The organism is Pseudorhodoferax sp. LjRoot39 (assembly GCF_964253035.1).
Lineage (GTDB): Bacteria > Pseudomonadota > Gammaproteobacteria > Burkholderiales > Burkholderiaceae_C > Pseudorhodoferax.
Window position 1 is genome coordinate 1,770,496 of sequence record NZ_CAXUQL020000001.1, and the last position, 24,802, is coordinate 1,795,297.

27 protein-coding genes are annotated in these 24,802 nt (G+C 70.3%); 12 read left to right on the forward strand and 15 right to left on the reverse strand.

What is annotated here, in order from left to right:
* Window positions 1–31 precede the first annotated feature (31 nt).
* Together ACSQ4M_RS08310 and ACSQ4M_RS08315 are read right to left on the reverse strand one after the other, a co-directional pair.
* Window positions 32–373: a hypothetical protein gene (locus ACSQ4M_RS08310; RefSeq protein ID WP_436189112.1), complete on the reverse strand. Its 342-nt coding sequence runs from the start codon at window positions 371–373 to the stop codon at window positions 32–34.
* A gap of 52 nt (window positions 374–425) precedes the next feature.
* Window positions 426–800, reverse strand: a complete 375-nt coding sequence (locus tag ACSQ4M_RS08315; protein ID WP_436189113.1) for a hypothetical protein — start codon at window positions 798–800, stop codon at window positions 426–428.
* Between the two features lie 139 nt (window positions 801–939).
* On the opposite strand from ACSQ4M_RS08315, the gene dbpA reads away from it, so the two are divergent.
* The 6 genes from dbpA to aroQ are packed head-to-tail and all read left to right on the forward strand — an operon-like array spanning window position 940 to window position 6,410.
* Complete coding sequence (gene dbpA / locus ACSQ4M_RS08320; protein WP_436189114.1) at window positions 940–2,337, forward strand: ATP-dependent RNA helicase DbpA; 1,398 nt, start codon at window positions 940–942, stop codon at window positions 2,335–2,337.
* Window positions 2,338–2,362: 25 nt separating this feature from the next.
* Window positions 2,363–3,061 (forward strand): TetR/AcrR family transcriptional regulator, encoded by a 699-nt coding sequence (locus ACSQ4M_RS08325; RefSeq protein ID WP_436189115.1) that lies wholly within the window; start codon window positions 2,363–2,365, stop codon window positions 3,059–3,061.
* 53 nt (window positions 3,062–3,114) lie between these two features.
* On the forward strand, window positions 3,115–3,642 hold the full coding sequence (locus ACSQ4M_RS08330) for a TRAP transporter small permease (RefSeq protein WP_436189116.1): 528 nt from the start codon (window positions 3,115–3,117) through the stop codon (window positions 3,640–3,642).
* Complete coding sequence (locus ACSQ4M_RS08335) at window positions 3,639–4,919, forward strand: TRAP transporter large permease subunit (RefSeq protein WP_436189117.1); 1,281 nt, start codon at window positions 3,639–3,641, stop codon at window positions 4,917–4,919. The genes ACSQ4M_RS08330 and ACSQ4M_RS08335 overlap by 4 nt, the downstream gene beginning before the upstream one ends.
* Window positions 4,920–4,952: 33 nt before the next feature.
* Window positions 4,953–5,954: a TRAP transporter substrate-binding protein gene (locus ACSQ4M_RS08340; protein WP_436189118.1), complete on the forward strand. Its 1,002-nt coding sequence runs from the start codon at window positions 4,953–4,955 to the stop codon at window positions 5,952–5,954.
* A 9-nt stretch (window positions 5,955–5,963) separates the two neighbouring features.
* Window positions 5,964–6,410, forward strand: a complete 447-nt coding sequence (gene aroQ / locus ACSQ4M_RS08345; RefSeq protein ID WP_436189119.1) for a type II 3-dehydroquinate dehydratase — start codon at window positions 5,964–5,966, stop codon at window positions 6,408–6,410.
* A gap of 107 nt (window positions 6,411–6,517) precedes the next feature.
* Here aroQ and ACSQ4M_RS08350 read toward each other — a convergent pair whose 3' ends face one another.
* The 5 genes from ACSQ4M_RS08350 to ACSQ4M_RS08370 form a co-directional block, all read right to left on the reverse strand.
* Window positions 6,518–6,742 carry a hypothetical protein gene (locus ACSQ4M_RS08350; protein WP_436189120.1) on the reverse strand — a complete coding sequence of 75 codons (225 nt, stop codon included), beginning with the start codon at window positions 6,740–6,742 and terminating at the stop codon, window positions 6,518–6,520.
* Between the two features lie 154 nt (window positions 6,743–6,896).
* Window positions 6,897–7,211 carry a cupin domain-containing protein gene (locus ACSQ4M_RS08355; RefSeq protein WP_436189121.1) on the reverse strand — a complete coding sequence of 105 codons (315 nt, stop codon included), beginning with the start codon at window positions 7,209–7,211 and terminating at the stop codon, window positions 6,897–6,899.
* 71 nt (window positions 7,212–7,282) lie between these two features.
* Window positions 7,283–8,188 carry a sugar phosphate isomerase/epimerase family protein gene (locus ACSQ4M_RS08360; RefSeq protein ID WP_436189122.1) on the reverse strand — a complete coding sequence of 302 codons (906 nt, stop codon included), beginning with the start codon at window positions 8,186–8,188 and terminating at the stop codon, window positions 7,283–7,285.
* 5 nt (window positions 8,189–8,193) lie between these two features.
* Window positions 8,194–9,102 carry a VOC family protein gene (locus ACSQ4M_RS08365; protein WP_436189123.1) on the reverse strand — a complete coding sequence of 303 codons (909 nt, stop codon included), beginning with the start codon at window positions 9,100–9,102 and terminating at the stop codon, window positions 8,194–8,196.
* A 35-nt stretch (window positions 9,103–9,137) separates the two neighbouring features.
* Window positions 9,138–9,908, reverse strand: coding sequence for an SDR family oxidoreductase (locus ACSQ4M_RS08370; protein ID WP_436189124.1), 771 nt, complete (start codon window positions 9,906–9,908; stop codon window positions 9,138–9,140).
* Between the two features lie 92 nt (window positions 9,909–10,000).
* Here ACSQ4M_RS08370 and ACSQ4M_RS08375 point away from each other — a divergent pair, with 92 nt between their 5' ends.
* Window positions 10,001–11,074 (forward strand): adenylate/guanylate cyclase domain-containing protein, encoded by a 1,074-nt coding sequence (locus ACSQ4M_RS08375; RefSeq protein WP_436189125.1) that lies wholly within the window; start codon window positions 10,001–10,003, stop codon window positions 11,072–11,074.
* A gap of 196 nt (window positions 11,075–11,270) precedes the next feature.
* Here ACSQ4M_RS08375 and ACSQ4M_RS08380 read toward each other — a convergent pair whose 3' ends face one another.
* The gene (locus ACSQ4M_RS08380; RefSeq protein ID WP_436189126.1) at window positions 11,271–12,074 is read right to left on the reverse strand and encodes an IclR family transcriptional regulator; all 804 of its coding nucleotides are present in this window, start codon (window positions 12,072–12,074) and stop codon (window positions 11,271–11,273) included.
* Between the two features lie 251 nt (window positions 12,075–12,325).
* Between ACSQ4M_RS08380 and ACSQ4M_RS08385 the strand changes: the two genes are divergently transcribed.
* Together ACSQ4M_RS08385 and ACSQ4M_RS08390 are read left to right on the forward strand one after the other, a co-directional pair.
* Window positions 12,326–14,371 (forward strand): outer membrane protein assembly factor BamB family protein, encoded by a 2,046-nt coding sequence (locus ACSQ4M_RS08385; RefSeq protein WP_436189127.1) that lies wholly within the window; start codon window positions 12,326–12,328, stop codon window positions 14,369–14,371.
* Window positions 14,372–14,437: 66 nt separating this feature from the next.
* Complete coding sequence (locus ACSQ4M_RS08390) at window positions 14,438–15,205, forward strand: PEP-CTERM sorting domain-containing protein (RefSeq protein WP_436189128.1); 768 nt, start codon at window positions 14,438–14,440, stop codon at window positions 15,203–15,205.
* Window positions 15,206–15,280: 75 nt separating this feature from the next.
* Here ACSQ4M_RS08390 and ACSQ4M_RS08395 read toward each other — a convergent pair whose 3' ends face one another.
* Window positions 15,281–15,823 carry a PEP-CTERM sorting domain-containing protein gene (locus ACSQ4M_RS08395; protein WP_436189129.1) on the reverse strand — a complete coding sequence of 181 codons (543 nt, stop codon included), beginning with the start codon at window positions 15,821–15,823 and terminating at the stop codon, window positions 15,281–15,283.
* Window positions 15,824–16,144: 321 nt separating this feature from the next.
* Here ACSQ4M_RS08395 and ACSQ4M_RS08400 point away from each other — a divergent pair, with 321 nt between their 5' ends.
* The 3 genes from ACSQ4M_RS08400 to ACSQ4M_RS08410 are packed head-to-tail and all read left to right on the forward strand — an operon-like array spanning window position 16,145 to window position 19,580.
* Window positions 16,145–17,122 carry a ThuA domain-containing protein gene (locus tag ACSQ4M_RS08400; protein ID WP_436189130.1) on the forward strand — a complete coding sequence of 326 codons (978 nt, stop codon included), beginning with the start codon at window positions 16,145–16,147 and terminating at the stop codon, window positions 17,120–17,122.
* A gap of 44 nt (window positions 17,123–17,166) precedes the next feature.
* A complete protein-coding gene (locus ACSQ4M_RS08405; protein WP_436189131.1) occupies window positions 17,167–18,117 on the forward strand; it encodes a ThuA domain-containing protein in 951 nt (316 codons plus the stop codon).
* A 2-nt stretch (window positions 18,118–18,119) separates the two neighbouring features.
* Complete coding sequence (locus ACSQ4M_RS08410; protein ID WP_436189132.1) at window positions 18,120–19,580, forward strand: ELWxxDGT repeat protein; 1,461 nt, start codon at window positions 18,120–18,122, stop codon at window positions 19,578–19,580.
* 526 nt (window positions 19,581–20,106) lie between these two features.
* Here the strand turns inward: ACSQ4M_RS08410 and ACSQ4M_RS08415 are convergent.
* The 6 genes from ACSQ4M_RS08415 to ACSQ4M_RS08440 are packed head-to-tail and all read right to left on the reverse strand — an operon-like array spanning window position 20,107 to window position 24,802.
* The gene (locus ACSQ4M_RS08415) at window positions 20,107–20,496 is read right to left on the reverse strand and encodes a type II secretion system protein (protein ID WP_436189133.1); all 390 of its coding nucleotides are present in this window, start codon (window positions 20,494–20,496) and stop codon (window positions 20,107–20,109) included.
* A complete protein-coding gene (locus ACSQ4M_RS08420; RefSeq protein WP_436189134.1) occupies window positions 20,496–20,975 on the reverse strand; it encodes a type II secretion system protein in 480 nt (159 codons plus the stop codon). Before ACSQ4M_RS08420 ends, ACSQ4M_RS08415 begins: the two co-directional genes overlap by 1 nt.
* A complete protein-coding gene (locus tag ACSQ4M_RS08425; protein WP_436189135.1) occupies window positions 20,972–23,194 on the reverse strand; it encodes a secretin N-terminal domain-containing protein in 2,223 nt (740 codons plus the stop codon). The genes ACSQ4M_RS08420 and ACSQ4M_RS08425 overlap by 4 nt, the downstream gene beginning before the upstream one ends.
* Window positions 23,194–23,796 carry a hypothetical protein gene (locus ACSQ4M_RS08430; protein ID WP_436189136.1) on the reverse strand — a complete coding sequence of 201 codons (603 nt, stop codon included), beginning with the start codon at window positions 23,794–23,796 and terminating at the stop codon, window positions 23,194–23,196. Before ACSQ4M_RS08430 ends, ACSQ4M_RS08425 begins: the two co-directional genes overlap by 1 nt.
* 5 nt (window positions 23,797–23,801) lie before the next feature.
* Entirely contained in the window at window positions 23,802–24,287 is a 486-nt protein-coding gene (locus ACSQ4M_RS08435; RefSeq protein WP_436189137.1) for a hypothetical protein, read from the reverse strand.
* Window positions 24,284–24,802 carry a PilN domain-containing protein gene (locus ACSQ4M_RS08440; protein WP_436189138.1) on the reverse strand — a complete coding sequence of 173 codons (519 nt, stop codon included), beginning with the start codon at window positions 24,800–24,802 and terminating at the stop codon, window positions 24,284–24,286. Before ACSQ4M_RS08440 ends, ACSQ4M_RS08435 begins: the two co-directional genes overlap by 4 nt.

Consider the following 24,802-nt stretch of genomic DNA (forward strand, 5'->3'; position numbering starts at 1 on the left):
CGGTAGACGGGAAAGAGGGCGCGCGGCGGCGCTAGCCGCGTGCGATGGTCGCGATGGGCGGACGCTGCAGGCGAGCCAGGTGCGGCGCGAGCCAGCCGCTGGGGACCGGCGCGTCGGGCCGCATGGCCAGGCCGGCCACGGCGACGGCCTCACCCGGCCCCAGCAGGCCGAGCAGGTCGGCCAGCAGCTGGAACGGCAGGTTGTCGAGGTGGTGGTCGTCGAGCGAGCCGCCTGCGGCGCCGGCGGGGGCGGGGGCGGCGAGGAACTGCTCGGTGAGGGCGTCGGAGCAGACCTCGGCGGCTTGCTCCTGGGCGGAGAAACCCATCCATGCCATGACCAGGGCAAGGAAGAAGGCGAGGGCCCGGGAACGCATGATGGGCCGGATTTTACGGGGGCTGCTGCAGCGCCCCGCGGGGAGGGCCGTGTCAGGCGCGCGCGCGTGCCGCGTTGAACTTGCCGTGCGGCAGGCTGGCCAGGCGCGAGAACATGCGCCGGCAGTAGCCTGCGACCGACAGGCACTTGTTGATCTCGTCCACGGGCAGGGGGCCGGAGACGACCACGATGTCGTTGGCGCTGTCCTGCGCACCCGCGGCCCGCAGCCGACGCCGCGCACCATTGGCCCAGGAATGGATGCGCGCCGGATTGCCATGTTCGTGCAGGTGGCCGGTGCTGGCGTCGAAGGCGATGGCGACCGTATCGGTCTTGAGCTTGAGCTTGTGCTCCCCCGTGGCCAGGCTCGGCGGCGTGGCCAGGTCGTACAGGTAGTAGCTGCCGGCTTTCAACTGGTACTGCAGATCCATACGGTGTCCTTTTGGGGGGCATTCTGGTGGGCGGTCAGGCCAGTCGAACGCCGGTGCAACAAGGGGAATCGGTGCCAGTTCGCGATTTTGCGCTGCAATCTGCGCATTTCTTGGCTTGACCACCGCCGACAATCGGCTGATGTCTGAATCCAATACCGCGGACCTCGCGTTCGCACGGCTCCCGCTGGCCCCGGCCACGCTGGAGAACCTGGCCAGTCTCGGCTTCACGCAGATGACGCCGATCCAGGCCGCCAGCCTGCCGTTGGCGCTGGCCGGGCGCGACCTGATTGCCCAGGCCGAGACCGGCAGCGGCAAGACCGCCGCCTTCGGCCTGGCGCTGCTGGCAGGGCTGAACCCGCGCTTCTTCGGCGTGCAGGCGCTGGTGCTGTGCCCCACGCGCGAGCTGGCCGACCAGGTGGCGCAGGAGCTGCGGCGCCTGGCCCGCGCGCAGGACAACATCAAGACCGTGGTGCTGTGCGGTGGCGTGCCGCTGCGCAACCAGACCGCCAGCCTGGAGCACGGTGCGCACATCGTGGTGGGCACGCCGGGCCGCGTGCTCGACCACCTGGAGCGCGGCAACCTGGTGCTCGACGGCCTGCGCACGCTGGTGCTGGACGAGGCCGACCGCATGCTGGACATGGGCTTCATGGACGACATCGCCGCCGTGGCGCGGCGCTGCCCGGCCGACCGCCAGACGCTGCTGTTTTCCGCCACCTACCCCGACGGCATCGCCCAGCTGGCGCGCCAGTTCCTGCGCGATCCGAAGCAGATCACGGTCGAGAAGAAGCAGGACGTGAGCCACATCGTCCAGCACTGGTACGAGGTGGAGGAGGGCGCGCGGCTGGACGCCGTGGTGCGCCTGCTGCGCCACCACCGGCCCGACAACGCACTGGCCTTCTGCAACACCAAGCAGCAGTGCCGCGACCTCCTGGCCGTGCTGCGCGGCCACGGCTTCGCGGCGCTGGCGCTGTACGGCGAGCTGGAGCAGGTCGAGCGCGACCAGGTGCTGGTGCGCTTCGCCAACCGCAGCGCCAACGTGCTGGTGGCCACCGACGTGGCCGCGCGCGGGCTGGACATCGCGCGCCTGGGCGCCGTCGTCAACGTGGAGGTGACGCCCGACCCCGAGGTGCACGTGCACCGCATCGGCCGCACCGGCCGCGCCGGCGAGAAGGGCCTGGCCCTGAACCTGGCCAGCATGGACGAGATGGGCCGCGTGGGCCGCATCGAGCAGCTGCAGGGCCGGCCCACGCGCTTCGAGCCGCTGGCTTCGCTGCGCGACGAGGGCATGCCGCCGCCGCCGCCCATGGCCACGCTGCAGATCCAGGGCGGTCGCAAGGAGAAGATCCGCGCCGGCGACGTGCTGGGCGCGCTGACCGGCGAGGCCGGCTTCACGCGCGAGCAGATCGGCAAGATCGACGTGAACGAGTTCTCCACCTACGTGGCGGTGGCGCGCGGCATCGCGCAGGATGCCGCGAACCGGCTCGACCGCGGCCGCATCAAGGGCAAGAGCGTGCGCGTGCGCCTGCTCGACGATTGAGGGGCCGGCTTCCTATACTGCCGGAATGAACCAGACGGTACATTCCCGGCGCCGCGTGGCCGCTGCCAAGCCCGCGGCCAAGGAAAAGGAGACAAGCCGGACCAACGATCCCGCGCGCACCATGGCCAACATCCTGGACGTGGCGCTCACGGAGTTCGCGGAGAAGGGCCTGGATGGCGCGCGCATCGACGAGATCGCCGCCGCCACGCAGACCTCCAAGCGCATGATCTACTACTACTTCGGTAGCAAGGAAGGCCTGTACCTGGCCGTGCTGGAGGCCAGCTACCGCGCCATGCGCGAGACCGAGGCCGCCCTGCACCTGGGCGACCTGGCGCCCGAGGCCGCGCTGCGCCGGCTGGTGGAATTCACCTTCGACCACCACCTGGCCAGCGAGCCCTACATCCGCGTGGTGATGGCCGAGAACATGCAACGCGGCCACTACATGGCGCAGAGCCAGAGCATCGAGCAGCTCAACGTGCCGGCGATCTCGGCCATCGAGGGGCTGTACGCGCGCGGCCTGGCCGCCGGGGTGTTCCGCGCCGGCGTGGACGCGATCGACCTGCACGCCACCATCTCGGCCCTGTGCTTCTTCAACGTCGCCAACCGCCACACCTTCGGCCTGATCTTCAAGCGCGACTACACCGATCCCGCCGTCGTCGCTGCGCGCCGCGAGTCCATCGTGCAGACCGTGCTGCGCTTCGTGCAGGCCCGGGTAAGCCCCTAGAAAAGAAAAACTAACCAGTTCGTACATTACTGGGTTCACAAGGAGACACCAGCGTGATCCAGAAATTCATCCACGGCTACTGCCGCCTGCTGGGCTGGCTCATGGTGGCCAGCCTGGCGCTGATGGTCGTCATGGTGTTCGGCAACGTGGTCATGCGTTACGTCTTCAACTCGGGGCTCACGCTGTCCGAGGAGCTGTCGCGCTGGCTGTTCGTCTGGATGACCTTCCTGGGCGCGGTCGTGGCGCTCAACGAACGCGGCCATCTGGGCACGGATTCGCTGATCGTGCGGCTGCCGCGCGCCGGCCAGAAGGTCTGCCTGTTCCTGAGCCTGGTGCTGATGTGCTGGATCTGCTGGCTGATCTTCGACGGCGCCTGGCAGCAGGTGAAGATTAACTGGGATTCGACCAGCGCGGTCATGGAAGCCTCCATGGGCTACTTCTACGCCAGCGGCATGGTGTTCGCGATCCTCGCGGCGCCGGTGTTGCTGCTGAACCTGGTGCGCCTGCTGGCGGGCCGCATGTCCGACGCCGAGCTGATCGGCGTGCGCGAGAACGAAGACCAACATCCGGAGCAGGCATGACCATCGCGATCTTCCTGGGCTCCCTGCTGCTGGCCATGGCCATCGGCATGCCGATCTCGTTCGCGCTGCTGGCCAGCGGCGCCGCGCTGATGGTGCAGATGGACATGTTCGACGCGCAGATCCTGGCCCAGAACCTGATCGAGGGCTCCAACAGCTTCCCGCTGCTGGCCGTGCCCTTCTTCATGCTGGCCGGGGAGATCATGAACGCGGGCGGCCTGTCGCGCCGCATCGTGCAGTTCGCGATGGCGCTGGTCGGCCACGTGCGCGGCGGGCTGGGCTACGTGGCCATCGGCGCGGCCGTGATGATGGCGGCGCTGTCGGGCTCGGCCGTGGCCGACGCGGCGGCGCTGTCGGCCCTGCTGCTGCCGATGATGGTGGCCGCCGGGCACGACAAGGCGCGCTCGGCCGGCCTGCTGTCGGCGGCCAGCATCATCGCGCCGGTGATCCCGCCGTCCATCGGCTTCGTGATCTTCGGCGTGGCCGCCAACGTGTCCATCTCCAAGCTGTTCCTGGCCGGCATCGTGCCCGGCGTGCTGCTGGGCGCGGCACTGTGCCTCACCTGGTGGTGGCTGGGCCGGCGCGAGAACGTGCCGTCGCAGCCACGCCGCAGCCGTGCCGAGATCCTGGCGGCGCTCAAGGACGCCACCTTTGCGCTGGGCTTGCCCGTCATCGTGATCGTGGGCCTGAAGTTCGGCGTGTTCACGCCGACCGAAGCAGCGGTGGTGGCCGCCGTCTACGCCCTCGTGGTCTCGGTCTTCGTCTACCGCGAGTTGAAGTTCAACCAGCTGTTCGGCCTGTTCCTGGCCGCCGCCAAGACCACGGCCGTGATCATGTTCCTGGTGGCCGCTGCCATGGTCAGCGCCTGGCTGATCACGGTGGCGCAGTTGCCCGACCAGATCGTGAGCCTGTTGCAGCCCCTGCTGGACAGCCCGCGCCTGCTGATGGCCGCCATCATGGTCCTGGTGATCGTCGTCGGCACGGCGATGGACATGACGCCCACGGTGCTGATCCTCACGCCGGTGCTGATGCCCATCGTCAAGGCGGCCGGCATCGACCCGGTGTACTTCGGCGTGCTGTTCATCATGAACAACGCCATCGGCCTGATCACGCCGCCGGTGGGCACTGTGCTCAACACCGTGGCGGGCGTTGGCAAGATCAGCATGGACCAGGTGACCAAGGGCGTGTGGCCGTTCATGATCGCGCAGTTCCTGCTGATGTTCCTGATGGTGCTGTTCCCTGCCATCGTCACGGTGCCGGCACGCTGGCTGGCTGGCTGAGCCTTACCGACCTCTTTCCCACTGGAGACACCCATGAAACGACTCCTGCTCAAGACCCTGGTGGCCACTGCCGCCATCGCCGCGTTCGGTGCCGCCCAGGCCCAGGACACCCGCACCATCAAGTTCGCCACGCAGAACCCCAAGGGCCATCCGCTGGTGATGGGCATGGAGAAGTTCGCCGAGATCGTGGCGGCCAAGTCCGGCGGCAAGCTCAAGGTCAACCTGTTCCCGGGCGGCACGCTGGGCAGCGACCAGGCCAACGTCTCGGCCATCCAGGGCGGCACGCTGGAGATGGCGACCATGAACTCGGGCATCCTGGCCAGCCAGGTCAAGGAGTTCGCGGTCTACGATTTCCCCTTCATGTTCGGCAGCAATGCCGAGGCCGAGGCCATCGTCGACGGCCCCTTCGGCAAGAAGCTGCACGACAAGCTCAAGGACAAGGGCCTGATCGGCCTGTCGTACTTCGAGCTGGGCTTCCGCGACATCACCAACAGCAAGCGGCCCATCACCAAGGTGGAAGACCTGGCGGGCCTCAAGCTGCGCGTGATCCCCAACCCGATCAACGTCGACTGGGTCAAGGCGCTGGACGCCAACCCCACGCCGCTGCCCTTCCCCGAGGTCTATGCCGCGCTGGAGCAAAAGGCCATCGACGGCCAGGAGAACCCGGTCACGGTGATCAATGCCAACAAGTTCTACGAGGTGCAGAAGCACGTGGTGCTGAGCCACCACCAGTACAACCCGCAGTCGGTGCTGATCAGCAAGAAGTTCTGGGACAGCCTGCAGCCGGCGCAGCAGAAGATCGTCGCCGATGCGGCAGTCGAAGCCACCAAGTTCCAGCGCCAGCAGGCGCGTGAGCAGGTCGCCATCGCGCTGGAGAACATGAAGAAGAACGGCATGCAGGTGACCGAACTGCCGCCCGCCGAACTGGCCAAGCTGCGCGACAAGATGCGCCCCGTGACGGCCAAGCACGCCGTGACCGTGGGCCAGGACGTGGTGGCCGAGCTGCAGGCCGAGCTGGCCAAGGTGCGCAAGTAAGGAGCCGGCATGAAGATCCTCACGTTGCACGGCATCAACCTCAACATGTTCGGCAAGCGCGACCCCAAGACCTACGGCACGGCCACGCTGGCGGACATCGACGCGCAGCTGGTCGCGCTGGGCCAGGAACTCGGTGTGGAAGTCGAATGCTTCCAGAGCAACTTCGAAGGTGCGATGGTCGAGCGCATCCACGCTGCCCACACCGAGGGCGTGGCCGCCATCGTCATCAACGCCGGCGCCTGGACGCACTACAGCTACGGCATCCGCGATGCGCTGGCCATCCTGAAGTGCCCCATCGTCGAGGTGCACATGTCCAACGTGCACGCGCGCGAAGCCTTCCGCCACCACTCGGTGCTGGCCGAGATCGCCCAGGGCCAGATTGCCGGCTTCGGTGTGGACAGCTACCTGCTGGGCCTGCGCACGGCCGTCACGCACGCCCGTGCCCGGGCTGGCTGAGGCGCGGCCGACCGGCCCTGCGCACCGCCAGGCGCGGGCCACAACCGGCGACGAACTCGATGACGCGAAGCATGGAGGGATGGCCCGCGGCGCGCGTTCGAGGACGGTCAGGGGCCGGTCGCGCCGCCGCGGCGGTCCAGGCTGGCGCTGACGAACTCGGCCCGCGCTGTGGCATTGTTCGACTTGCTGCGTGCGAGGCACCAGGCGAGCAGTTCGTCGGCCCGGACCATGAACGGCTTGCCCACGATGCCTGCGGCCAGAAGATTCTTGAGCGCGGCGTCGGCGACCAGGGTCCACTCCTGGAGCGAGTCCTCGAACCGCTCGGGGTCCACGGCCGAGGCCTTGACCCGCGCCCACTCTTCCTGCGTGTACTACGCCACGCCGACGACCAGCTCGGCGGGTGGGCGCTTCGGGCGCAGCCAGGGGGGAAGCTTGTGCTTCGGCTTCATGGCGGAGGTGGGGAGGGGTGTGGGGCCACGGCCTGGCTCACCGGTCGATGATGACCAGAACGCCGGAGCTGCCAGCGGCAACGGCATGGGGTACCCCCGCTGGAACGATGAAGACCTCGCCGGCTCGCACGGTCAGCACGGCACCCTGGATGTCCAGATGCATCTGACCCTCCAGCACCAGCAGCGCTTCGTCGAAGTCATGGCATTCGTCCGGGTAGGCGGATGCATCCATCCGCAGAACCTTGACGTTCGCGCCGCCCGCGCGGCCCACGACGTGTGATCGCCATGCGTCCGCAAGCGATGCGGCGCTGGCCGCCAGGTCAAGCTTCGACAGGGAATGCGGTGCCGGCATGGCCTCCTCGGGGGCTGCAGGTGTCTTCGAACAATACGACTCGGCAGAACCGGCGGAATCCCGCGCCACGCTCACCCCGCCATCGCCTTCAACCGCATCTGCCCCGGCAGCGGCACCGAGCGCTTGAGCACATCCTCGGCCAGCCACAGCGCCGACTTGCGCGCGCGCTGGGCCACGGTGGGCAGCGGCAGGTTCAGGAAGTCGTCGTTGAACACCTCGAAGCTGTAGTCGCCGCGGTAGCCCAGCTTGTCCAGCCGCAGCACCAGCTCGACGACCTGCTCGCTGTGCACGCCTTCGCCCGGGAACACGCGCATGGTGCGCGCGGTGGCCATGCGTTCCTCGAAGGTCGGCGTGTCCTGCCACAGGAAGTCGGCCAGCTGCACGAGGAAGATCTTGCTCGGGTCCAGGTAGTCGATCTCCGAGAGCGGGGTCTTGGCCGCCAGCACATGGAAGGAGTCGATGCCCACGCCCAGGTTGGGGCAGTCGGCGCGGCAGACCACGTCCCAGGCGGTCGTGAACTCGTTGACGGTGTGGCCCCAGGACAGGCCCTCGTACGCGATCTTGATGCCCAGCGGCACGGCCAGCATGGCCAGCTTGCGCAGGTCGCGCGCGATCAGGTCCAGGTCCTGCGTGGCGTGGCGCGAGGTCGACGAGCAGGCCAGCAGCACCGTGCAGCCCAGCGCGGCGCACATCTCCAGCATGCTCTTGGCGATGTCCACCTTGTAGTGGTGCAGGTGGCCGGACAGGCCCTCGAAATCGCGCAGCACCTGGAAGCCCGTGCCGCGCAAGCCGCTGTCCTTCACTGCCTGCACGGCGGCGTCGAGCCCGCCCGGGTGGCCGACCAGGTCGTTGGCCTTGAGCATGACCTGCGTGAAGCCGGCCTCGCGCATGGCCTTGAGCTTGGCCTCCAGCGGCCCGGCCAGCGTGATCGTGTCCATGCCGAAGCCTTCGAAGTTGCCCTCGGTGTGCAGCCGCATGGTGCTCACTCCTGCGCGCTGTGCACGAGTTCGAACACCACCGAGCCCAGGTAGGTCTTGGTGATGGCACCGCGCCGCTCGGTGTGGGCGGCGGCCGTCTCGACGAACTCCACGCCCAGCGCGCGCAGCGCCTGCACGGCGGCCAGCACGTCGGGCACGCCCAAGCCGATGCGCTGCAGCTTCTCGCCGGTGTCCAGCACATGCGGCTCGGGCTCGACCAGCTGCAGCATGAAGCGCTGCGTGGCGTCCAGCGCTGGCGTGCGCAGCAGGGTGCCCTTGGGCATGATGCCGAAGCGCAGGTCGTCGGGGATCAGCTCGGTGCCGAACAGCTCGCGGTAGAACTCGATCCAGTCGTTGCTGCGGCCCGGGCCGATGTACTGCACCACGCCGAAGAAGTGGATGCCCGCCGTGGCCGCCGGCTGCTGCTCGACCGAGGGGATCGGCACGAAGTCCACGCCGTAGATCGAGAACTCCTTGTAGCGGTCGACGAAGTAGATGCGGCTGCCGCCCGCGCCATGGATGGCCGGGATGTTCAACTCCATGACCTCGGCATGCGTGGGCACGGCCCAGGCGCCGCGCTCCAGCACGTAGTTGTAGGCGGCCCGCGCATCGCGCGCGCGCAGTGCGATGGCCGAGATCGTCGGCACCTCCTGGCTGGCGCCGGGCGCGTCGGCCGCATGCGCGTTGACGACGATGTTGAGTCCGCCCTGGCGGTACAGCAGGATCTCGCGCGAACGGTGCCGTGCGATGGGGCGGAAACCCATCATTTCCAGCACCTGGCCCAGGGCCTGGGGCTTGGAGGTCGCGTACTCGATGAACTCGATGCCGTCCAGGCCCAGCGGGTTGGCGGCGTCGCTGAACGAAGCCTGCAGGGGCTCGCGCGGGTCGGGGGTATTCAGCAGCAGATCACTCATGCGCATATTCTGCGCCAGCCGACCCCGAATCCTGCTCAGCGCACGAGCAGAACGCCGCCGTCGACCGTCAGTGTGGTGCCGACCACATAGTCACCCGCACGCGAGGCCAGGTAGATGGCGGCGGCGGCCATGTCCTCGGGCTGGCCGATGCGCTTGGCCGGGATGCGCCGGGCCGTTTCCTCTTCCTGGTCGCGCGCGGCGCGGTTCATCTCCGAGGCGAAGGCGCCGGGCGCGATCGCGCTGACCACGATGTTGTCCTCGATCAGCCGCAACGCCATGCGTTTGGTCAGGTGGATCAGGCCGGCCTTGCTGGCGGCGTAGGAATAGGTCTCCAGCGGGTTCACGCCCTGGCCGTCGATGGAGGCGATGTTGATGACCTTGGCCGGCCGGCTCTGGGCTGCCAGCCGCAGCGGCGCGGCCAGGGCCTGGGTCAGGAAGAACGGGGCCTTGAGGTTCAGGTTGACCACCTTGTCCCAGCCCGATTCCGGGAATTCGTCGAAGGACTCGCCCCAGGCCGCGCCGGCGTTGTTGACGAGGATGTCCAGCCGCGGTTCCTGCGCGACGAAGGCATCGGCCAGGGCCCGGGCGCCGGCCACGCTGGACACGTCGGCCGGCAGCGCGATGCAGTGGCCCAGGGCGGCCATCTCGTGCGCGGCCTGGGTGCAGGCCTCGCCCTTGCGCGCGGAGATGTAGACACGCGCGCCCTGGGCCAGGAAGCCCTCGGCGATCATGCGGCCGATGCCGCGCGAGCCGCCGGTCACGAGGGCCGTGCGGCCGGCCAGGGAGAACAGGTCTTGGGTCTGCATGGGATGTCTCGCTCCGTAGGGAAAAGCCGATCAGCTTAGCGGCCCTACACTTGCCCGTCGCCACCTTGGCGACACCGCCACACCCCTCGAGCATGAAACAGATCCACCGCCAGCAGCTGGCCGAGCGCCTGCTGGTCCTGGCCGAATCCGGTGCACTGCAGCAACCCGACGCACGCGCGCGCATCGCCGACGTGATCGACAGCGTGGAGCATGCCGACACCGCGGCCGACCTGCGCCGCGTGACCATCCTGCTGTCCGACCTGCGCGGCTTCACGGCGCTGGCCGAGCAGCATTCGGCGCTGGCCATGGTCGAGGCGCTGAACCGCTACCTCGCGCGCATGACGGAGATCATCCTGCGCTGGGGCGGCTCCATCGACAAGTTCATGGGCGACGCGATCATGGTGCTGTTCGGCGCGCCCGAGGCGCTGGAGGACGACATCGTGGCGGCCATCGCCTGCGCCATCGAGATGCAGGTCGCCATGGACGAGATCAATGCCGACAACCGGGCCCAGGGCATGGCGCCCTGGTTCATGGGCATCGGCATCAACACCGGCGAGGTGGTGGCCGGGCAACTGGGCTCGCGGCTGCACAGCGAATACACGGTGATCGGCGACCAGGTCAACCTGGCCTCGCGCATCGAGGCGCACAGCCTGCGCGGGCAGATCCTGCTGTCCGAGGCCACCTGGCGGCAGGCGCAGGGCTTCATCGAGACCGGCGATGTCAACGAGGTCAGCGTCAAGGGCAAGCGCGAGACCGTGCGCATGTACGAGCTGCAGGCCACGCAGCGCCCGCACCGGCTGGTGGCACCCAAGCGCGAGATCCGCAACAGCCCGCGCGTGGAGGTCGACATGCCGCTCGTGTTCCGCCGGCTCAAGGGCAAGGCCGTGGGCACGCGCACGCTCGAGGGCCGCATCACCGACCTCAGCTACGGCGGCATGTTCGTGCGCAGCGCCGTGGCATTGCAGTCCTTCGACGACATCTGCTTTTCGCTGTCGCTGTCGATGATGGGCCGCGAGCTGACCGAGATCTACGCCAAGGTGCTGCGCGTGGTGCCGCAGGCTGACGGGCAGTACGGCTACCCGGTGGAGTTCACGGCCATCGAGGCCAAGGCCCAGCAGTCGATCAAGGAGTTCGTCGACGGCATCGTCGAACTCGGCCGGCCCTGAAATGAAACCACCCCGTTTGGACTTCTCACTTCGTGTAGAAGTCCCATCCCCCTCCAGGGGCGCACTCAGCGGCCTGGCGGAGCCAGTTACGCGCGTGCGCTGGCATGGCCTGCTCCGCGGCCTCTCGACCAGCGGCTTGCGAGCCGGTTCCATGCTCTGCGGGTGGCGCGCCAGCGCCGTGGACAACTGATGTGGGCTAGCCGGCCGCCTGGCGCGCGGCGGCCTGCCGCACGAAGATCGGCGAGGCCGTGCTGGCCATGGCCAGTTCGCCAGCGGCGTTCACGAGGGCGGCGCCCAGCTCCTGCATGCGCGCAGCGGTCAGCCGGATCGCCGGGCCGGCGATGGTGATCACGCCGATGGTGTCCTCGCCGCGGCGCTGCACCGGCGCCGCCATGGCGTTCATGCCGGGCGCGTAGACCTCCTCGATCAGCGAGAAGCCGCGCGCGCGGTCTTCCTGCAGCACCTGCTCCAGCGCCTTCCAGGTGGTGGGTGCGCGCGGGCCGTAGGCGGCCGGCTCGCCGAAGCCCTGCCGCACGACGAGTTCCAGCGCGCGTTCCTCGTTCAGCGTCATGAGCCAGGCGTGGCCGCCGGCGCTGCACGACAGGCGCAGGTCGATGCCCATGTCGGGGTCGTAGCGCAGGCCGAAGCGCGCGCCCTGGGCCTTGGCCACGAAGGTCAGCCGGTCGCCGTCGACGATGGCCAGGCGCACCAGTTCGCCCGAGACGTCGGCCAGCCGGTCGATGATGGGCTGGGCGATGTCCACGATGCCAGAGCCGCCCAGGTAGGACAGGCCCAGCGCGGCCAGCTTGGTGGTCAGCGCGTAGTCGCCGTGGTCACGCATCTGGCGCACATACCCGCAACGGACGAGTTCCGTCAGCACCCGGTGGCAGGCCGACAGCGGCAATTCCAGGTCCGCCGCGACGGCCGACAAAGCCTTGCCTTCGGGGCGCGCGGCCAGGTATTCGAGGACGGACAAGGAACGTTCCAGGGGGCTGCTCATGGCCGGGATTGTCACCCGAAGCCGGCCGGCTCCACCTGGCATGCGCACCGCCATTCGCGGCCCGCTCGCCCGAACTGCGTACAGGTTTACCCCAGGTGCCAAACCGGGGTCGGCACTTAACATGGAAACATATTCCATATGGAAACAGTTTCTGACAATTCGGGTGCGTCCGCCCTCAGGACCAACCCGGGCACGGCACGCCGCCAGGCTTGCCGTGCCGAGCGCCATTTTCACAACCACCGGAGACCTGCATGCGCCTTGCGCTTCTACCTTCCCTGATCATGACGCTGGGCGTCCTGGCGGCGGCGCCGCCGGCGCTGGCCCAGCCCGCGAACCAGTCCCCCGGCTGCTGCACGGCCACCACGCGCGACGTCGAGAAGGTCGGCGGCAACCTGGGCAACCAGAACTACTCGGCGCTGCGCCAGATCAACAAGGCCAACGTCAAGCAGCTCGGCGCCATCTGGCTCAACGAGATCGAAGGCGGCATCACCACCGGCACCAACCAGAGCACGACCATCGTCAAGGACGGCGTGATCTACATCGAGTCGGCGCTGGGCAAGCTCCACGCGGTCGACGGTGTGACCGGCCAGACCAAGTGGGTCTACCCGGGCAAGGGCACCATCACGCGGCGCGGCCCGGCCATCGGCCAGGGCCTGGTCTACACCATCGCCACCGGCAACACCGTGGTGGCGCTGAACAAGGACACCGGCCAGGTGGTCTGGGAGAAGCAGATCAACGGCTACGGCAACGTGGCCAAGGTCGGCGTGGTCTACCACGACGGCATGCTCTACCTGGGCACCAACGACGGCTCGCGCGGCGCCGCGCTGGCCGTGGACGCCGGCACCGGCGAACTCAAGTGGTACTTCTTCGGCATCCCCGGCCCTGGCGAGTTCGGCTACGACACCTGGGGCGGCGGCCCGCAGAGCGGCGCCACGCCCTGGATCCACCCGGCCGTGGACCCCGAGCTCAACCTCGTCTACTGGACCTTCGGCAACGCGCGCGGCGGCTCTTCGCAGGACGGCTCGCAGCGCCCGGGCCAGAACCTGTTCGCCAACTCCATCGTCGCCACCGACGCCAAGACCGGCGCCTACAAGTGGCACTTCCAGTCGGTGCACCACGACATCTGGGACATGGACAACGTCAACGCGCCGGTGCTGGCGGACGTGACCGTCAAGGGCCAGCCGCGCAAGGCCGTGATCTACGGCAGCAAGACGGCCATGTGGTACATCCTGGACCGCACCGACGGCACGCCGCTGGTCGGCATCGACGAGAAGCCCGTGCCGCAGGACGCACGCCAGAACACCTGGCCCACGCAGCCCTATCCCCGGGGCGACGCCTGGATGCCGCTGTGCGTGACCGACAGCGGCCCGGCCCGCGCCGTGCCCAACTTCAAGCGCGGCTGCCTGTATTCCGCGCACTGGGACGAGCCCGTCCTGTCCATCCCCGGCCAGGGCGGCGGCGGCGACTGGAGCCACGTCTCCTTCAGCCACAGCACCAAGCTGGTCTACACCGGCTTCGGCTACGTGAGCTCGGCCCACTCGCTGACGGAGGCCAGCAACGGCCTGCGTCCGCTGGGCACCGAGATGACGGGCGGCATCGTGGCCATCGACCCGGCCACCAACAAGATCCGCTGGAAGAAGGACATGCCGTACTCGCTCGCGCACGGCAACGGCATCCTGACCACGGCGTCGGACCTGATGTTCATCGGCCAGCCCGACGGCAACCTGCTGGGCATGGACGCGCTGAACGGCCGCGAGCTGTGGCGCTTCCAGACCGGCGCGGCGATCAGCGCCAGCCCCATCACCTACGAGGTCAACGGCGAGCAGTACATGGCGATCTACGCCGGCGGCACCGGCATCCCCTACGGTGACTCGGCCCAGCGCGGCGACCACCTGTGGGCGTTCAAGATCGGCGGCACCGTGCCCCAGGCGGCCGAGCCAACCAAGCCCGTCATCCGCCGGCCGATCTCGGCGGCCGCGGTGGAGGGCAGCGTCGTGAACAACACCGTCACGCTGGCGCGCCAGTGGAGCGGCGGCCAGGTCGGCGGCGCCGAAGCCGGCGGCACGAACGCGATGGCCCCGCAGCACCTGCGCGTGCCGGTGGGCACCACGGTGACCTTCCACAACCCGGCCACCAACGCCAAGCAGCATTGCGCCACGCAGTTCTTCGAAGGCCTGTTCAATGCCGGCCCGCTGGCACCGGGCCAGTCGTTCCAGTACACGTTCAGCGAACGCGGCGAGTACTTCTACAACGACTGCACCGACCCGCGCTCGACCGGCAAGGTCGTCGTGTACTGACAGCCTCCATGCCCCGCCGCCGGACGGCGGTGGGGCGCACTTTCCTGATCCCACCGGAGACATGACTTGAACCACCGCATCACCTCGCTCGGCCTGGCCCTGGCCCTCACGCTCGGCGCTGCCGCCAGCCAGGCCGCCGTCGCCCGCTTCGACACCACCAGCTTCGGCTACAGCGTCTCCAGCGGCGCCCTGAACTGGTCCACCGGCGACCAGTACCAGCGCCTGGACACCGAGGCCGCTTCTGGCGGCGGCACGCTGGGCTACGACAGCGCGTCCAACGACTGGAGCAGCTGGGCCAGCCAGGCCCTGTCGGCCTCCAGCCCCTACGCCGGCGCATCGGCCGCCGCGGGCGCGCAGACGCTGCAGGGCAACGCCCAGGCCACCCGCACCAACCTGCTGCCCATCGACCTGTCCTCGCACACCAGCCGGGCCTATGCCAACCAGTCCGGCGTGTTCAGCCTGACCGAGGACGGCACCGTCACGTTCACCATCGGCTGGCGCATCGAGGTGCAGGGCGACGCGGCCGACCCGCTGGCCGACTACGGCCAGGCCATGATGGCGCTGATGGCCGGCGCCTACGACGGCAGCTCGGCCACGTCGCTGAACGAGGAGCTGTTCTCGTTCGACGCCGTGAGCGGCCTGGCCGTGGCCAGCGGCACCTGGGTCTTCGACGTCGCGCTGCTCGCCGGCCAGCTCGGCTACTACGACCTGACCGGCACGGCCAGCGCCGAAGCCAGCGCCCAGGGCGCCAGCGAGGTGCCCGAGCCGGGCAGCTTGGCGCTGCTCGGCGCGGGCCTGGTGGCGCTGCTCGGCCTGCGCCGCCGCCGTGCCTGAACGTCAACGGCCCCCGTGCCTGCGGGCGCGGGGGCCGTTCGGAAGAGAAGGCCCGGCATCGCCGGGCCTTGTGCGTCAGGGCTGCGGGCGGCGCGCGCGGCGCGACCAGCCCAGGCCGGCCAGGCCGGCCAGCAGCAGGGCGGCGCTGGCCGGTTCGGGCACGTCGTTGACCAGGGTCAGCGTCAGGCTGCCCAGGTTCACATAGCCGTCGTACTCCTTGCTGACCGACAGGTTCAGCATGCCGTCCTGCAGCAGCGCCAGCTCCGCGCCCGTGAAGGTGTAGCTCCAGGCGGTGGGTGGGCTCACCTCGCTGTTGGTCGAACAGTCGTCCCACAGCGAGCAATAACCCACTTCGACGCCATCGCCATACACGTACACCTCGGTCGTCGTGCTGGAAAAACCATTGCCGAAGGTGCCGCTCAGCGTGGCCGACAGGATATTGCCGGCGGAGGAGAAATTGAATTGGCCGACATTCAGGCTCAGGGGCCAGGAGCCCCACACGCTGTCGCCGGTGCTGAAATCGGCCAGCGTGCTGGTCACCACACCGGCCTGTGCCGCGACAGCACCCGCAGCCAGCAATCCGGCGGCGACCAGCTTTTTCATTCTGGAAAAACGCATAAACACTCCAAGTCGTTGAATCTACAAGCCCCCTTCGTCCCAACCCATTGTCAAGACACAAAAAATTGGTGGCATGCGAGTCTAGCGATCTGGGGTGGAAGATCTTTCCATGCTTCCCCTCTTGACGCTTGCGGCTTTTTGCAACAGGATTGGAAAAGTATTCCATATGCTTTGATTTCTTGAAATCAGGCGAATAACGAAAGGGGGAGACATATTCGTCCAGCCAAGATGCACAGCGCCTGAGCCACATGCCGGAAGCTGTTGATTCGCCTATTGCACCGGCACAGCTTCGTTTTCTCATTTCTCTGAAGGATTAACTCCATGCATCGAAGAATCGATGGCCAGGGCGGCCGCCGCATGCTCGCCTGCGCCATGGCGCTGGCGGGCGCTGGCCTCGCGCCTGCGGCCTTTGCCCAGCAGGGGGCGCCCGCGCCGGGCAGCCTCGACACGCAGTACAACGCCTGCCGCGGCACCAACCCCAATTGCTACAACGACTGGGGCGCGTTCGCCAACACGCCGAACAAGGTGCTGATCTACTCGCGCACCGCCGGCCCGCGGCACGCCAACCTGGGCCCGGCCCTGGCCCCCGGCCTGAACCCGCCGCTGGCAGCCGCCAACGCCGTACAGAACGGCCTGATCCGCCTGCTGGCCGCCGAGGGCATCCAGGCCGACTGGACCGAAGACGTGGCCCGCATGACCAGCCTGAACGGCTACAAGGCCATCATCTTCGCCAGCCCCACCCGCGACGCGCTGTGGGACCACGCCAAGAGCGCCGCAGGCGGCACGCAGCTCGATGCGGCGCGCCATGCGCTGCGCCAGTACATGCGCCGCGGCGGCGGCTTCGTCGGCATCCACAACGCCTTCGGCACCGAATACAACTGGCCCTACTACGAAGGCCTCTTGGGCAACGCCAACTTCTACGACCACGGCGCCAACCAGAACGGCACCGTGCGCGTGGTCAACAAGAACGACAGCTCCACCTCCATGCTGCCGGCCAGCTGGGCGTTCAAGGACGAGTGGTACACGCTGATGCCGTACCCGACCAACGTGAAGTTCCTGATGGTGGTGGACACCAACTCGCTGGCCACCAAGCGCAGCACGCACCCGGGCCACGGAAAGATGCACCCGGTGTCCTGGTGCCAGTACTACGACGGCGGCCGCTCCTGGGTGACCACGCTGGGCCACGACGCCGGCGCCTTCGCGCAGGACACCTCCACCTTCCCGGGCGCTGCCGAATTCCAGAAACACGTCGTCGCCGGCATCAAGTCGGCCATGGGCCTGGTGCCCTTCTGCAAATGAGCGCGCCCCGCTCGGCCACCCACTCTTCGATCCAAGGAAACACCATGTCCCGTATGACCCGCGCCCTCGGCGCCGCCGCCGCCCTGTTCCTGGCCGGCACCGCCCAGGCCCAGACCGGCGCCCCCGCGCCTGGCAGCCTCGACCCCTACTACAAGGTCTGCCGCGGCACCAACCCGAGCTGCTACAACGACTGGGGCGCGTTCGCCAACACGCCCAACAAGGTGCTCATCTACTCGCGCACGGCCGGCCCGCGCCACGCCAACCTGGGTCCGGCGCTGGGCCCGGGCCTGAACCCGACGCTGGCACCGGCCAACGCCGTGCAGAACGGGCTCATCCGCCTGCTGGCCGCCGAGGGCATCCAGGCCGACTGGACCGAGGACGTGGCCCGCATGACCAGCCTGAACGGCTACAAGGCCATCATCTTCGCCAGCCCCACCCGCGATGCACTGTGGGACCACAGCAAGACCGCGGCCGGCGGCACGCAGCTGGACGCCGCGCGCCACGCGCTGCGCCAGTACATGCGCCGCGGCGGCGGCTTCGTCGGCATCCACAACGCCTTCGGCACCGAATACAACTGGCCCTACTACGAAGGCCTGCTGGGCAACGCCAACTTCTACGACCACGGCGCGAACCAGGACGGCACGGTGCAGGTGGTCAACAAGAACGACGCCTCGACCGAGATGCTGCCCGACAACTTCGGCTTCAAGGACGAGTGGTACACGCTGATGCCGTTCCCCACGAACGTGAAGTTCCTGCTGACGGTGGACACCAACTCTTTGGCCACCAAGCGCGGCACGCACCCGGGCCACGGCAGCTTCCACCCGGTGTCCTGGTGCCAGTACTACGACGGCGGCCGTTCCTGGGTCACCACGCTGGGCCACGACGCCGGCGCCTTCGCCGAGGACACCTCGACCTTCCGCGGCGCGGCCGAGTTCCAGAAGCACATCGTGGCCGGCATCAAGTCGGCCATGGGCCTGGTGCCGTTCTGCCGCTGAGCATGGCTGGGCAGGGCACCTCCTGGCGCCGCCGGCTGGCGGTGCTGGCGGCCGGCTTCGCCGTGCTGCACGGCGCGGCGCAGGTCGACCTGGTGCCGCTGCGCCACCCGGGCGGCATGGCCACGCTGCCCGGCGGCACGCTGCTGCTGGCGGCCGATGCCGGCGACGGCGGCCATGGCGCGGAGCTGTGGGCCGTCGACGCGCGCGACGGCAGCCGCCGCCTCGTGCGCGACATCCGGCCCGGGCCGCTGGGTTCGTACCCGAGCGGGCTCACGCTCTGGCGCGGCCATGCCTACTTCGCGGCCGACGACGGCCAGCACGGCCTGGAGCTGTGGCGCAGCGACGGCAGCACCGAGGGCACGGTGCGTGTGGCCGATCTGCGCGCGGGCCCCGAGGGTTCGCTGCCCAACGGTTTCGTGGCCTTCGGCGACGCGCTGTACTTCTCGGCCGACGACGGGCGCCACGGCTTCGAGCTGTGGCGCACCCAGGGCACGGCCGAGACCACAGTCCTGGTGGCCGACATCCACCCCGGCGCGCCGGGCGGCCTGCCGCGCCAGCTCACGGTGGTCGGCGGCGCGCTGCTGTTCAGCGCCAACGACCTGGACGGCGGCACCGAGCTGTGGCGCAGCGACGGCACGGCCGCCGGCACCCGCCGTGTGCTGGACATCCGGGCCGACGGCGACGCCAACCCCGAGCAGCTCACGCGCGTGGGCGACACGCTGTTCTTCACGGCCGACGACGGCCGCCATGGCCGCGAGCTCTGGCGCAGCGACGGCACGCCCGCCGGCACGCAGCTGGTGGCCGACATCCGCCCCGGCCGCGACAGCGCGCAGCCGCGCCACCTGGTGCAGGCCGGCGGCTGGCTCTGGTTCGCGGCCGACGACGGCCGCCACGGCATCGAGCTGTGGCGCAGCGACGGCAGCGCCGCGGGCACGGCCCTGGTGGCCGACATCCGCCCCGGCCCGGCCAACGCGCTGCCCAGCCACCTCACCGCGCTGGGCGAGCAGGTGGTGTTCGCGGCCTACGACGGCCAGCACGGCGTGGAGCCCTGGGTCAGCGACGGCACGGCCGCGGGCACGCGGCTGCTCGCGGACATCCACGGCGGCCCCGGCCATTCCAACGCCTGGGCCTTCAAGCGGCTGGGCGATCGCGTCGTGTTCGCGGCCGACGACGGCCGCCTGGGCATGGAGGTCTGGCAGACGCGCGGACAGCCGCAGGACGTGCAGCTGCTGCGCGACGAGCGTGCCGGTGCGGCCGGCGCCTTCCCACGCGGCTTCGTTGCGGTGGGCGAGCGCATCGCCTTCGTGGCCGAAGCCGCCGACGGCGCGACCTACCTCGCGCTCGACGGGCCGGCGGGGCGGAACTGCGGCAGCGCCGACAGCGGCACCGTGGGCAAGGCGCCGGCTGTACCCGGCATGGCCGGCTGCGTGGCCTCGGCGCCTTCCTCTTCGGCCACGCGGTAGACGAAGCGCCAGTCGGCCAGGGTGGCGGCGTCCTCGAAGGCGGTGTCGAAGCGGCCGAAGCCCTGGCGCTTGAGCGGCACGGCCGTCGAGCGGCTGTGCACGCCCAGGATGCCGCCGCTGGGTGCCGGCACCAGCACCCAGTCGCCGCCCGTCACCGGGTCCAGGTAGATGCGGCGCAGGTGGCGCTGCGTGGTGGGCCAGCGCTTGTCCAGCAGCAGGTCGTCCAGCCGCTGCGGGAAGCGGTGCTGCTGGTCCAGCGGCACCTCCTCGTAGTAGCGCCTGATCGCGGCGCGGATCTGGTCGCCGGCGAACAGCAGCTCGGCCTCGCGCTCGCGCTGCGCGTGCACGCTCCACAGGCTGCCGGTGGCCGCCAGGCCCGCGCCCAGCAGCGCCACGGCCAGCAGCAGGCCCAGGTAGGTGAAGCCACGCTGGCGACCGCGCCGGCTCACTGAAGAGTCCTCGGGCCTGCGGCCTGTGGGTTGCCCCAGGCGGTCGCGGGCGGGCCTGGGTCGGACCGGCGCTGCGCTCATAGCGCGGACAGCTCGGTGCCGCCGCGCGTCTTGCCCGTCGCGCCGCTGCGCACGTCGTACACGCGGCCCGGCGCGGCGCGGCCGTCGGCGGCGGCCGGCGGCGGCACGAAGATCCAGCTCTCGGTGCTGTCGGTGTAGGGGTCCGTCGGCAGTGCGCGCAGGTAGCGCCGGCGCACGAGTTCGGCCAGGTCGTCCGGGTAGCGGCCGGTGTCGGCGTAGAACTTGTCGATGTTGTCGCGCATCACCGCGAGCGACTGGCGCAGCGCGTTCTCGCGCGCGTGCTCGACCGCGCCGAAGTAGCGCGGCGCGGCGATCGACAGCAGCGTGGCCAGGATGGCCATGACCACCAGCAGTTCGACCAGCGTGAAGCCATTGCGTGCGCGCATCACCATTCCTTGTAGGGCCGGCCGTTCAGGCCCGTGCGCTCGGACAGCGAGTGCACGTCGTACACGTCCTTGCCGGGCTGGGGCTGCTCGGCCGGCGAGGCGTAGCTGCGCAGGCCCCAGGTCAGCGCCGCGGGCACGCTGCCCTCGCCCGTGAAGAAGGGGTCGGGCGGCACGCGGCGCAGGAAGCGCACGGGGCGGCCCTGCGGGTCGCGCGCGTTGGTGGCGCCGTCCACGAGCGCCTGCAGCGTGGGCGGGTAGCCCGTGGCGTCGCTCGCGCGCGGCACGCTGCCGGCCTCGGTGGCGCGCTTGTACTCGTCGATGGCCTGGCGGATCTGGCGCAGCGCGCTGCGCAGCTCGGCCTCCTTGTTGCGCTGCACCGCCAGCTCGGCCAGCGGCAAGGCCATGGCCGCCAGCACGCCGACGATGGCCACCGTGACGACCAGCTCGACCAGCGTGAAGCCGCGGTGGCGCAGGTTCATCGCTGCACGATCCCGATGGCCACCGGCGGCGGCGCCTGCACGGGCAGGTTGGCGCTGGCCACGTCGAAGCCGATCTCGGCCTGGCCCGGCGCCCTGGCCAGCACGCGCATGCGCACCGTGGCGGGCGGGGCGGCCACGCCGGCCACGCCGGAGGACGACAGCTCCACGCTGGCATCGGCCGTGCCGCCCACGGGCGCCAGCAGCGCCGGGTCGTAGCGCAGCTGCACGCGCGTCGTGATGGCCTGGTTGCCGTCGGGCAGCGTGAGCTGCACGCTGAACTCCTCGCCGATGCCGACCTGCGCCGGCACCTGCGCGCTCAGAGCCGCCGGGGCTTCGGCCACCGGCGCGGCGGCGGCCGCCCGGCCGGCGGGCGTGGCGGTGGCACCGGCCGTGGCCGCGGCGGGCGGCGTCAGCGCCATGGCCGTGCCGTCGCGAAAGCGCAGCGGCACGCGGCCCGGCAGGGCCTCGGTGCCCGAGGCGAACTGGCTCTGCACCGTCTCCGGCCGGCGCACGTTGCGCAGCACGCGCGGCGTGACCAGCAGCACGATCTCGGTCTTGGCCACGGTCTGGTCGTTGTTGCGGAACAGCCGGCCCAGCACCGGCAGCTCGGCCGCGCCGGGCAGCTTGGCCATGCTCTGGCGGTCCTCGTTGTTGATGAGGCCCGCCAGCACCTGCGTTTCGCCGTCGCGCAGGCGCAGCGTGGTGCTGGCGTTGCGCGTGCCCAGCCGGTAGGCCACGGTGCCCGAGATGTTGAGCTGCGAGAGGATGTTGGAGACCTCCAGCTGCACCTTGATGGCGACCTCGTCCTCCAGGTAGACGTTGGGCTCCACGTCCAGCTTCAGGCCCGTCTCCAGGTAGCTCACGGCGGAGGACACGCCCACGTTGGCGGTGGAGGTGGTCGTGATCACGGGCACCTTCTCGCCGATGTGCACCTTGGCCTTCTCGCGGTTGCGCACGCGGATGCGCGGGTTGGCCAGCAGGTTGGCGCCGCCATCGCTCTGGCGCAGGTTGAGGATCAGCAGCGGGTTGGCCGTGAACGCGCGCAGGCCGCCGCTGCCCAACTGCACCAGGCCGTCCGATGTCGTGCCGTTGGTGCCCGGGATGCGGCCCACGATCTGCTCGGGAAAGCGCAGGCCGATCTCCTGCGCCACGCTGGAGGCGATCTCCAGCACCTCCAGCTCCAGCATCACCTCGGGCTCGCCCAGGTCCTGCGTGGCCACCAGCTGCTCCGCGAGGCGGATGGCCTCGGGCGTGTCGCGCATGATCACCAGGTTCAACCGCTCGTCGACGAACAGGTCGCGCGTCTTGACCAGCGCGCGGATCATCGCGGCGGTCTGTTTCGCATCGGCATTGGCCAGGTAGAAGCTGCGCATCACGAGCTCCTGGTACTCGCGCTGCTTGGCCTGGGTGTTGGGGTAGACGATCAGCGTGTTGTCGTTGAGCAGCTTGCGCTCAAGCTGGTTGGTCTGCAGCAGCACGCCTAGCACGTCGTACAGGCTGGTGTCGCGCACGAAGATGGTGGTGCGCTGGTCGCCCTTGACATCCTTGTCGAGCACAAAGTTGAGCCCGCCGTGGTTGGACAGGATCTCGAAGATCGTGGCCAGCGGCACGTCGCGCAGCTCCAGCGTGAGGCGCCGCGCCATGGCCTTGCGCAGCTGCGGCTCCTTCTGTTCCAGCAGCCGGCGCCGCTCGGTCACGCCGCGCACCACGGCCTCGGCGTTGCGCTGGCGCGAGTCGCGCGCGAGCACGCTGCGGGCGATGCGGTCGGCACCGTCCAGGTCGCCCGCGGCCAGCAGGCGCTCGGCCTCGGCCACGGACAGGCGGTGCGCGCGGTCGGCCTGCACCGCCTGGATGCCGCCCTGCGCCACCACCGAGGCCGGGTCCATGCGCAGGGCGGTGCGGTAGCGGTCCTCGGCGATGTCCAGCGCGCCGGCTGCGCGGGCGGCGTCGCCATCGCGCACCACGACGCCCACCAGCGAGTCGCGTTGCAGCACGTAGGCGTTGTAGGCGTTCGGGTCCAGCGGCGGCGTGCGCGCCGCGCGTTCCAGCTGCGCGAGGCCGGCCTCCACCTGGCCCGCCGCGATGAGCTGCTGCGCCGACTGCACGGAGGCCTCGCGCGGCGAGGCACAGGCCGCCAGCAGTGCCAGCACCACCAGGGCAGGCCAGCGCCAGTGCGGCTGGGGGGCATGCGCGCGGTGGGCGCGGTGGGGCGATGTCACTAGTTCTGCTCCTCGGTGTCGGCCGCGGCGGGCGCCGGTCCGGCCGCTGGCGCGCTGGTGGCCTGGCCGGCCACCAGGGCCAGCGTTTGGCGGGTGCCGGTCGGCACATGCAGCAGGCGCAGTTCGCGCGCGCCGATGTGCTCGACCAGGTAGTCGGGTGTGAGCTGGCGGCCGGCCACGGCCGTGAGCTGGCGCTGGCCCTGGGCCAGGAACACGGTGCTCGTGCCGTCCTCGGTCCAGCGGCCCAGGAAGCGGAAGGGCAGTGCCGCCGCCGTGGCGGCCGGTGCGGCCGCGGTGCTGTCCACCGGGGTGCGCGGTGGCGCGGCAGCGGCGGCCTGTGCCGCGGCGGCTGCCGCCGCCAGCGCCGGGTCGCCGAACGGGCTGCGGCCCGCGCCGCCGTAGGGGCGCTGCGGCAAGGCCAGCGGGGCGGCTGGCGCGGCCGGCGCGGTGCCAGCGGGCACGGCGCGGGCAGGCCGCGCAGCCGGCAGGCTCGCGGCCGCCTCGCCCGCCTCTTCCTGCGGCTGCACGGCCAGCATGGCCGCGCCCGTGAGCAGGGCGGCCACACCGTAGAGCATCCAGCGCTGGCGGGTCGACAAGGCCATGGCGTTCAGGGGCGGCGCAGGTAGAGCGACAGCCGCAGGTCGGCCTCGAGCGTGGCGTCGGCTGCGCGGCGGAACTGCACGTCGTCGAGCGCGACGAAGGTGTTGCGCTCCAGCAGCCGGCCCAGGAAGCCGCGCACCTGCGCGTAGTCGCCCGTGGTGCGCAGCGCGATGCGGTAGCGGGCCAGGCGCGGATCGTCGGCGCGTTGCTCCAGCCGGTACTCGGCCGCGCGCAGCGGCACGCCGGCTTCGCGCGCCGCGCCGTCCAGTGCGGCCAGCGCCTCGGCCAGCGCCTCCAGCGGCGGGAATGCGGCCTGGAACTGCGCCAGCTGCGCGGCCGGTGCGGCCTGCGCGGCATCGGCCCGCGGTGCTGGTGGCACCACGGCTGCGAGCGCGGCCTGCTCGGCGCGCAGCGGGGCCACCAGCCCGACTTCCGCGGCGGCCGCCAGCGCCAGCAGCAGAACGCCGGCCAGTGCGAGTCGGCCCGTCGTCATGGCGCCTCCCATTCGGCCGTCAGCGTGAAGCGCAGCGGCTGCGCAGCCGCGTCTTCCTGCAGCGCGTGGTCCACCAGCAGCACCTGGCGGAAGCCGGGCGCCTGTTCGAGCCGCGCCATGTAGGCCAGCACCTGGGCCAGGTCCGTGGCCTGGCCGCCCACGCGCGCGCGCCGGCTGCCGCCCTCGGGCTGCAGAGCGGTCAGCACCACGCCGGGCACGCTGACCGATTCGAGCGCGCGGAACCAGGCGTCCCATGGCACGGCCAGCGTGGCCGCCACCGCCTGCGCGGCCGCGATCTCGGCCGCCAGCGCGGGCGGCACGGGCGCCGCCGCGCCTGCGAGGCCGGCCTGCGGTTGCAGCCGCGCCAGCGCAGCGGCCTGGGCATCGGTCGCCTGGCTGTGGCGCAGCCCGACCAGCGCGCAGGCCGCCAGGCCGAGCGCCAGCACGCCGTGGCCCCACCAGCGGGCCCAGGGCGATGGCGGCAGGAACTCGAGCTCGGGTGCGCGCAAAGCCAT

Excerpts from the sequence above, each read along its gene's own strand:
- ACSQ4M_RS08310 (WP_436189112.1), bottom strand. The coding sequence starts at position 373 with ATGCGTTCCCGGGCCCTCGCCTTCTTCCTTGCCCTGGTCATGGCATGG.
- ACSQ4M_RS08315 (WP_436189113.1), bottom strand. The coding sequence starts at position 800 with ATGGATCTGCAGTACCAGTTGAAAGCCGGCAGCTACTACCTGTACGAC.
- dbpA (WP_436189114.1), top strand. The coding sequence starts at position 940 with ATGTCTGAATCCAATACCGCGGACCTCGCGTTCGCACGGCTCCCGCTG.
- ACSQ4M_RS08325 (WP_436189115.1), top strand. The coding sequence starts at position 2,363 with ATGAACCAGACGGTACATTCCCGGCGCCGCGTGGCCGCTGCCAAGCCC.
- ACSQ4M_RS08335 (WP_436189117.1), top strand. The coding sequence starts at position 3,639 with ATGACCATCGCGATCTTCCTGGGCTCCCTGCTGCTGGCCATGGCCATC.
- ACSQ4M_RS08340 (WP_436189118.1), top strand. The coding sequence starts at position 4,953 with ATGAAACGACTCCTGCTCAAGACCCTGGTGGCCACTGCCGCCATCGCC.
- aroQ (WP_436189119.1), top strand. The coding sequence starts at position 5,964 with ATGAAGATCCTCACGTTGCACGGCATCAACCTCAACATGTTCGGCAAG.
- ACSQ4M_RS08355 (WP_436189121.1), bottom strand. The coding sequence starts at position 7,211 with ATGCCGGCACCGCATTCCCTGTCGAAGCTTGACCTGGCGGCCAGCGCC.
- ACSQ4M_RS08360 (WP_436189122.1), bottom strand. The coding sequence starts at position 8,188 with ATGCGGCTGCACACCGAGGGCAACTTCGAAGGCTTCGGCATGGACACG.
- ACSQ4M_RS08365 (WP_436189123.1), bottom strand. The coding sequence starts at position 9,102 with ATGAGTGATCTGCTGCTGAATACCCCCGACCCGCGCGAGCCCCTGCAG.
- ACSQ4M_RS08370 (WP_436189124.1), bottom strand. The coding sequence starts at position 9,908 with ATGCAGACCCAAGACCTGTTCTCCCTGGCCGGCCGCACGGCCCTCGTG.
- ACSQ4M_RS08375 (WP_436189125.1), top strand. The coding sequence starts at position 10,001 with ATGAAACAGATCCACCGCCAGCAGCTGGCCGAGCGCCTGCTGGTCCTG.
- ACSQ4M_RS08380 (WP_436189126.1), bottom strand. The coding sequence starts at position 12,074 with ATGAGCAGCCCCCTGGAACGTTCCTTGTCCGTCCTCGAATACCTGGCC.
- ACSQ4M_RS08385 (WP_436189127.1), top strand. The coding sequence starts at position 12,326 with ATGCGCCTTGCGCTTCTACCTTCCCTGATCATGACGCTGGGCGTCCTG.
- ACSQ4M_RS08395 (WP_436189129.1), bottom strand. The coding sequence starts at position 15,823 with ATGCGTTTTTCCAGAATGAAAAAGCTGGTCGCCGCCGGATTGCTGGCT.
- ACSQ4M_RS08400 (WP_436189130.1), top strand. The coding sequence starts at position 16,145 with ATGCATCGAAGAATCGATGGCCAGGGCGGCCGCCGCATGCTCGCCTGC.
- ACSQ4M_RS08405 (WP_436189131.1), top strand. The coding sequence starts at position 17,167 with ATGTCCCGTATGACCCGCGCCCTCGGCGCCGCCGCCGCCCTGTTCCTG.
- ACSQ4M_RS08410 (WP_436189132.1), top strand. The coding sequence starts at position 18,120 with ATGGCTGGGCAGGGCACCTCCTGGCGCCGCCGGCTGGCGGTGCTGGCG.
- ACSQ4M_RS08415 (WP_436189133.1), bottom strand. The coding sequence starts at position 20,496 with ATGCGCGCACGCAATGGCTTCACGCTGGTCGAACTGCTGGTGGTCATG.
- ACSQ4M_RS08420 (WP_436189134.1), bottom strand. The coding sequence starts at position 20,975 with ATGAACCTGCGCCACCGCGGCTTCACGCTGGTCGAGCTGGTCGTCACG.
- ACSQ4M_RS08430 (WP_436189136.1), bottom strand. The coding sequence starts at position 23,796 with ATGGCCTTGTCGACCCGCCAGCGCTGGATGCTCTACGGTGTGGCCGCC.
- ACSQ4M_RS08435 (WP_436189137.1), bottom strand. The coding sequence starts at position 24,287 with ATGACGACGGGCCGACTCGCACTGGCCGGCGTTCTGCTGCTGGCGCTG.
- ACSQ4M_RS08440 (WP_436189138.1), bottom strand. The coding sequence starts at position 24,802 with ATGGCTTTGCGCGCACCCGAGCTCGAGTTCCTGCCGCCATCGCCCTGG.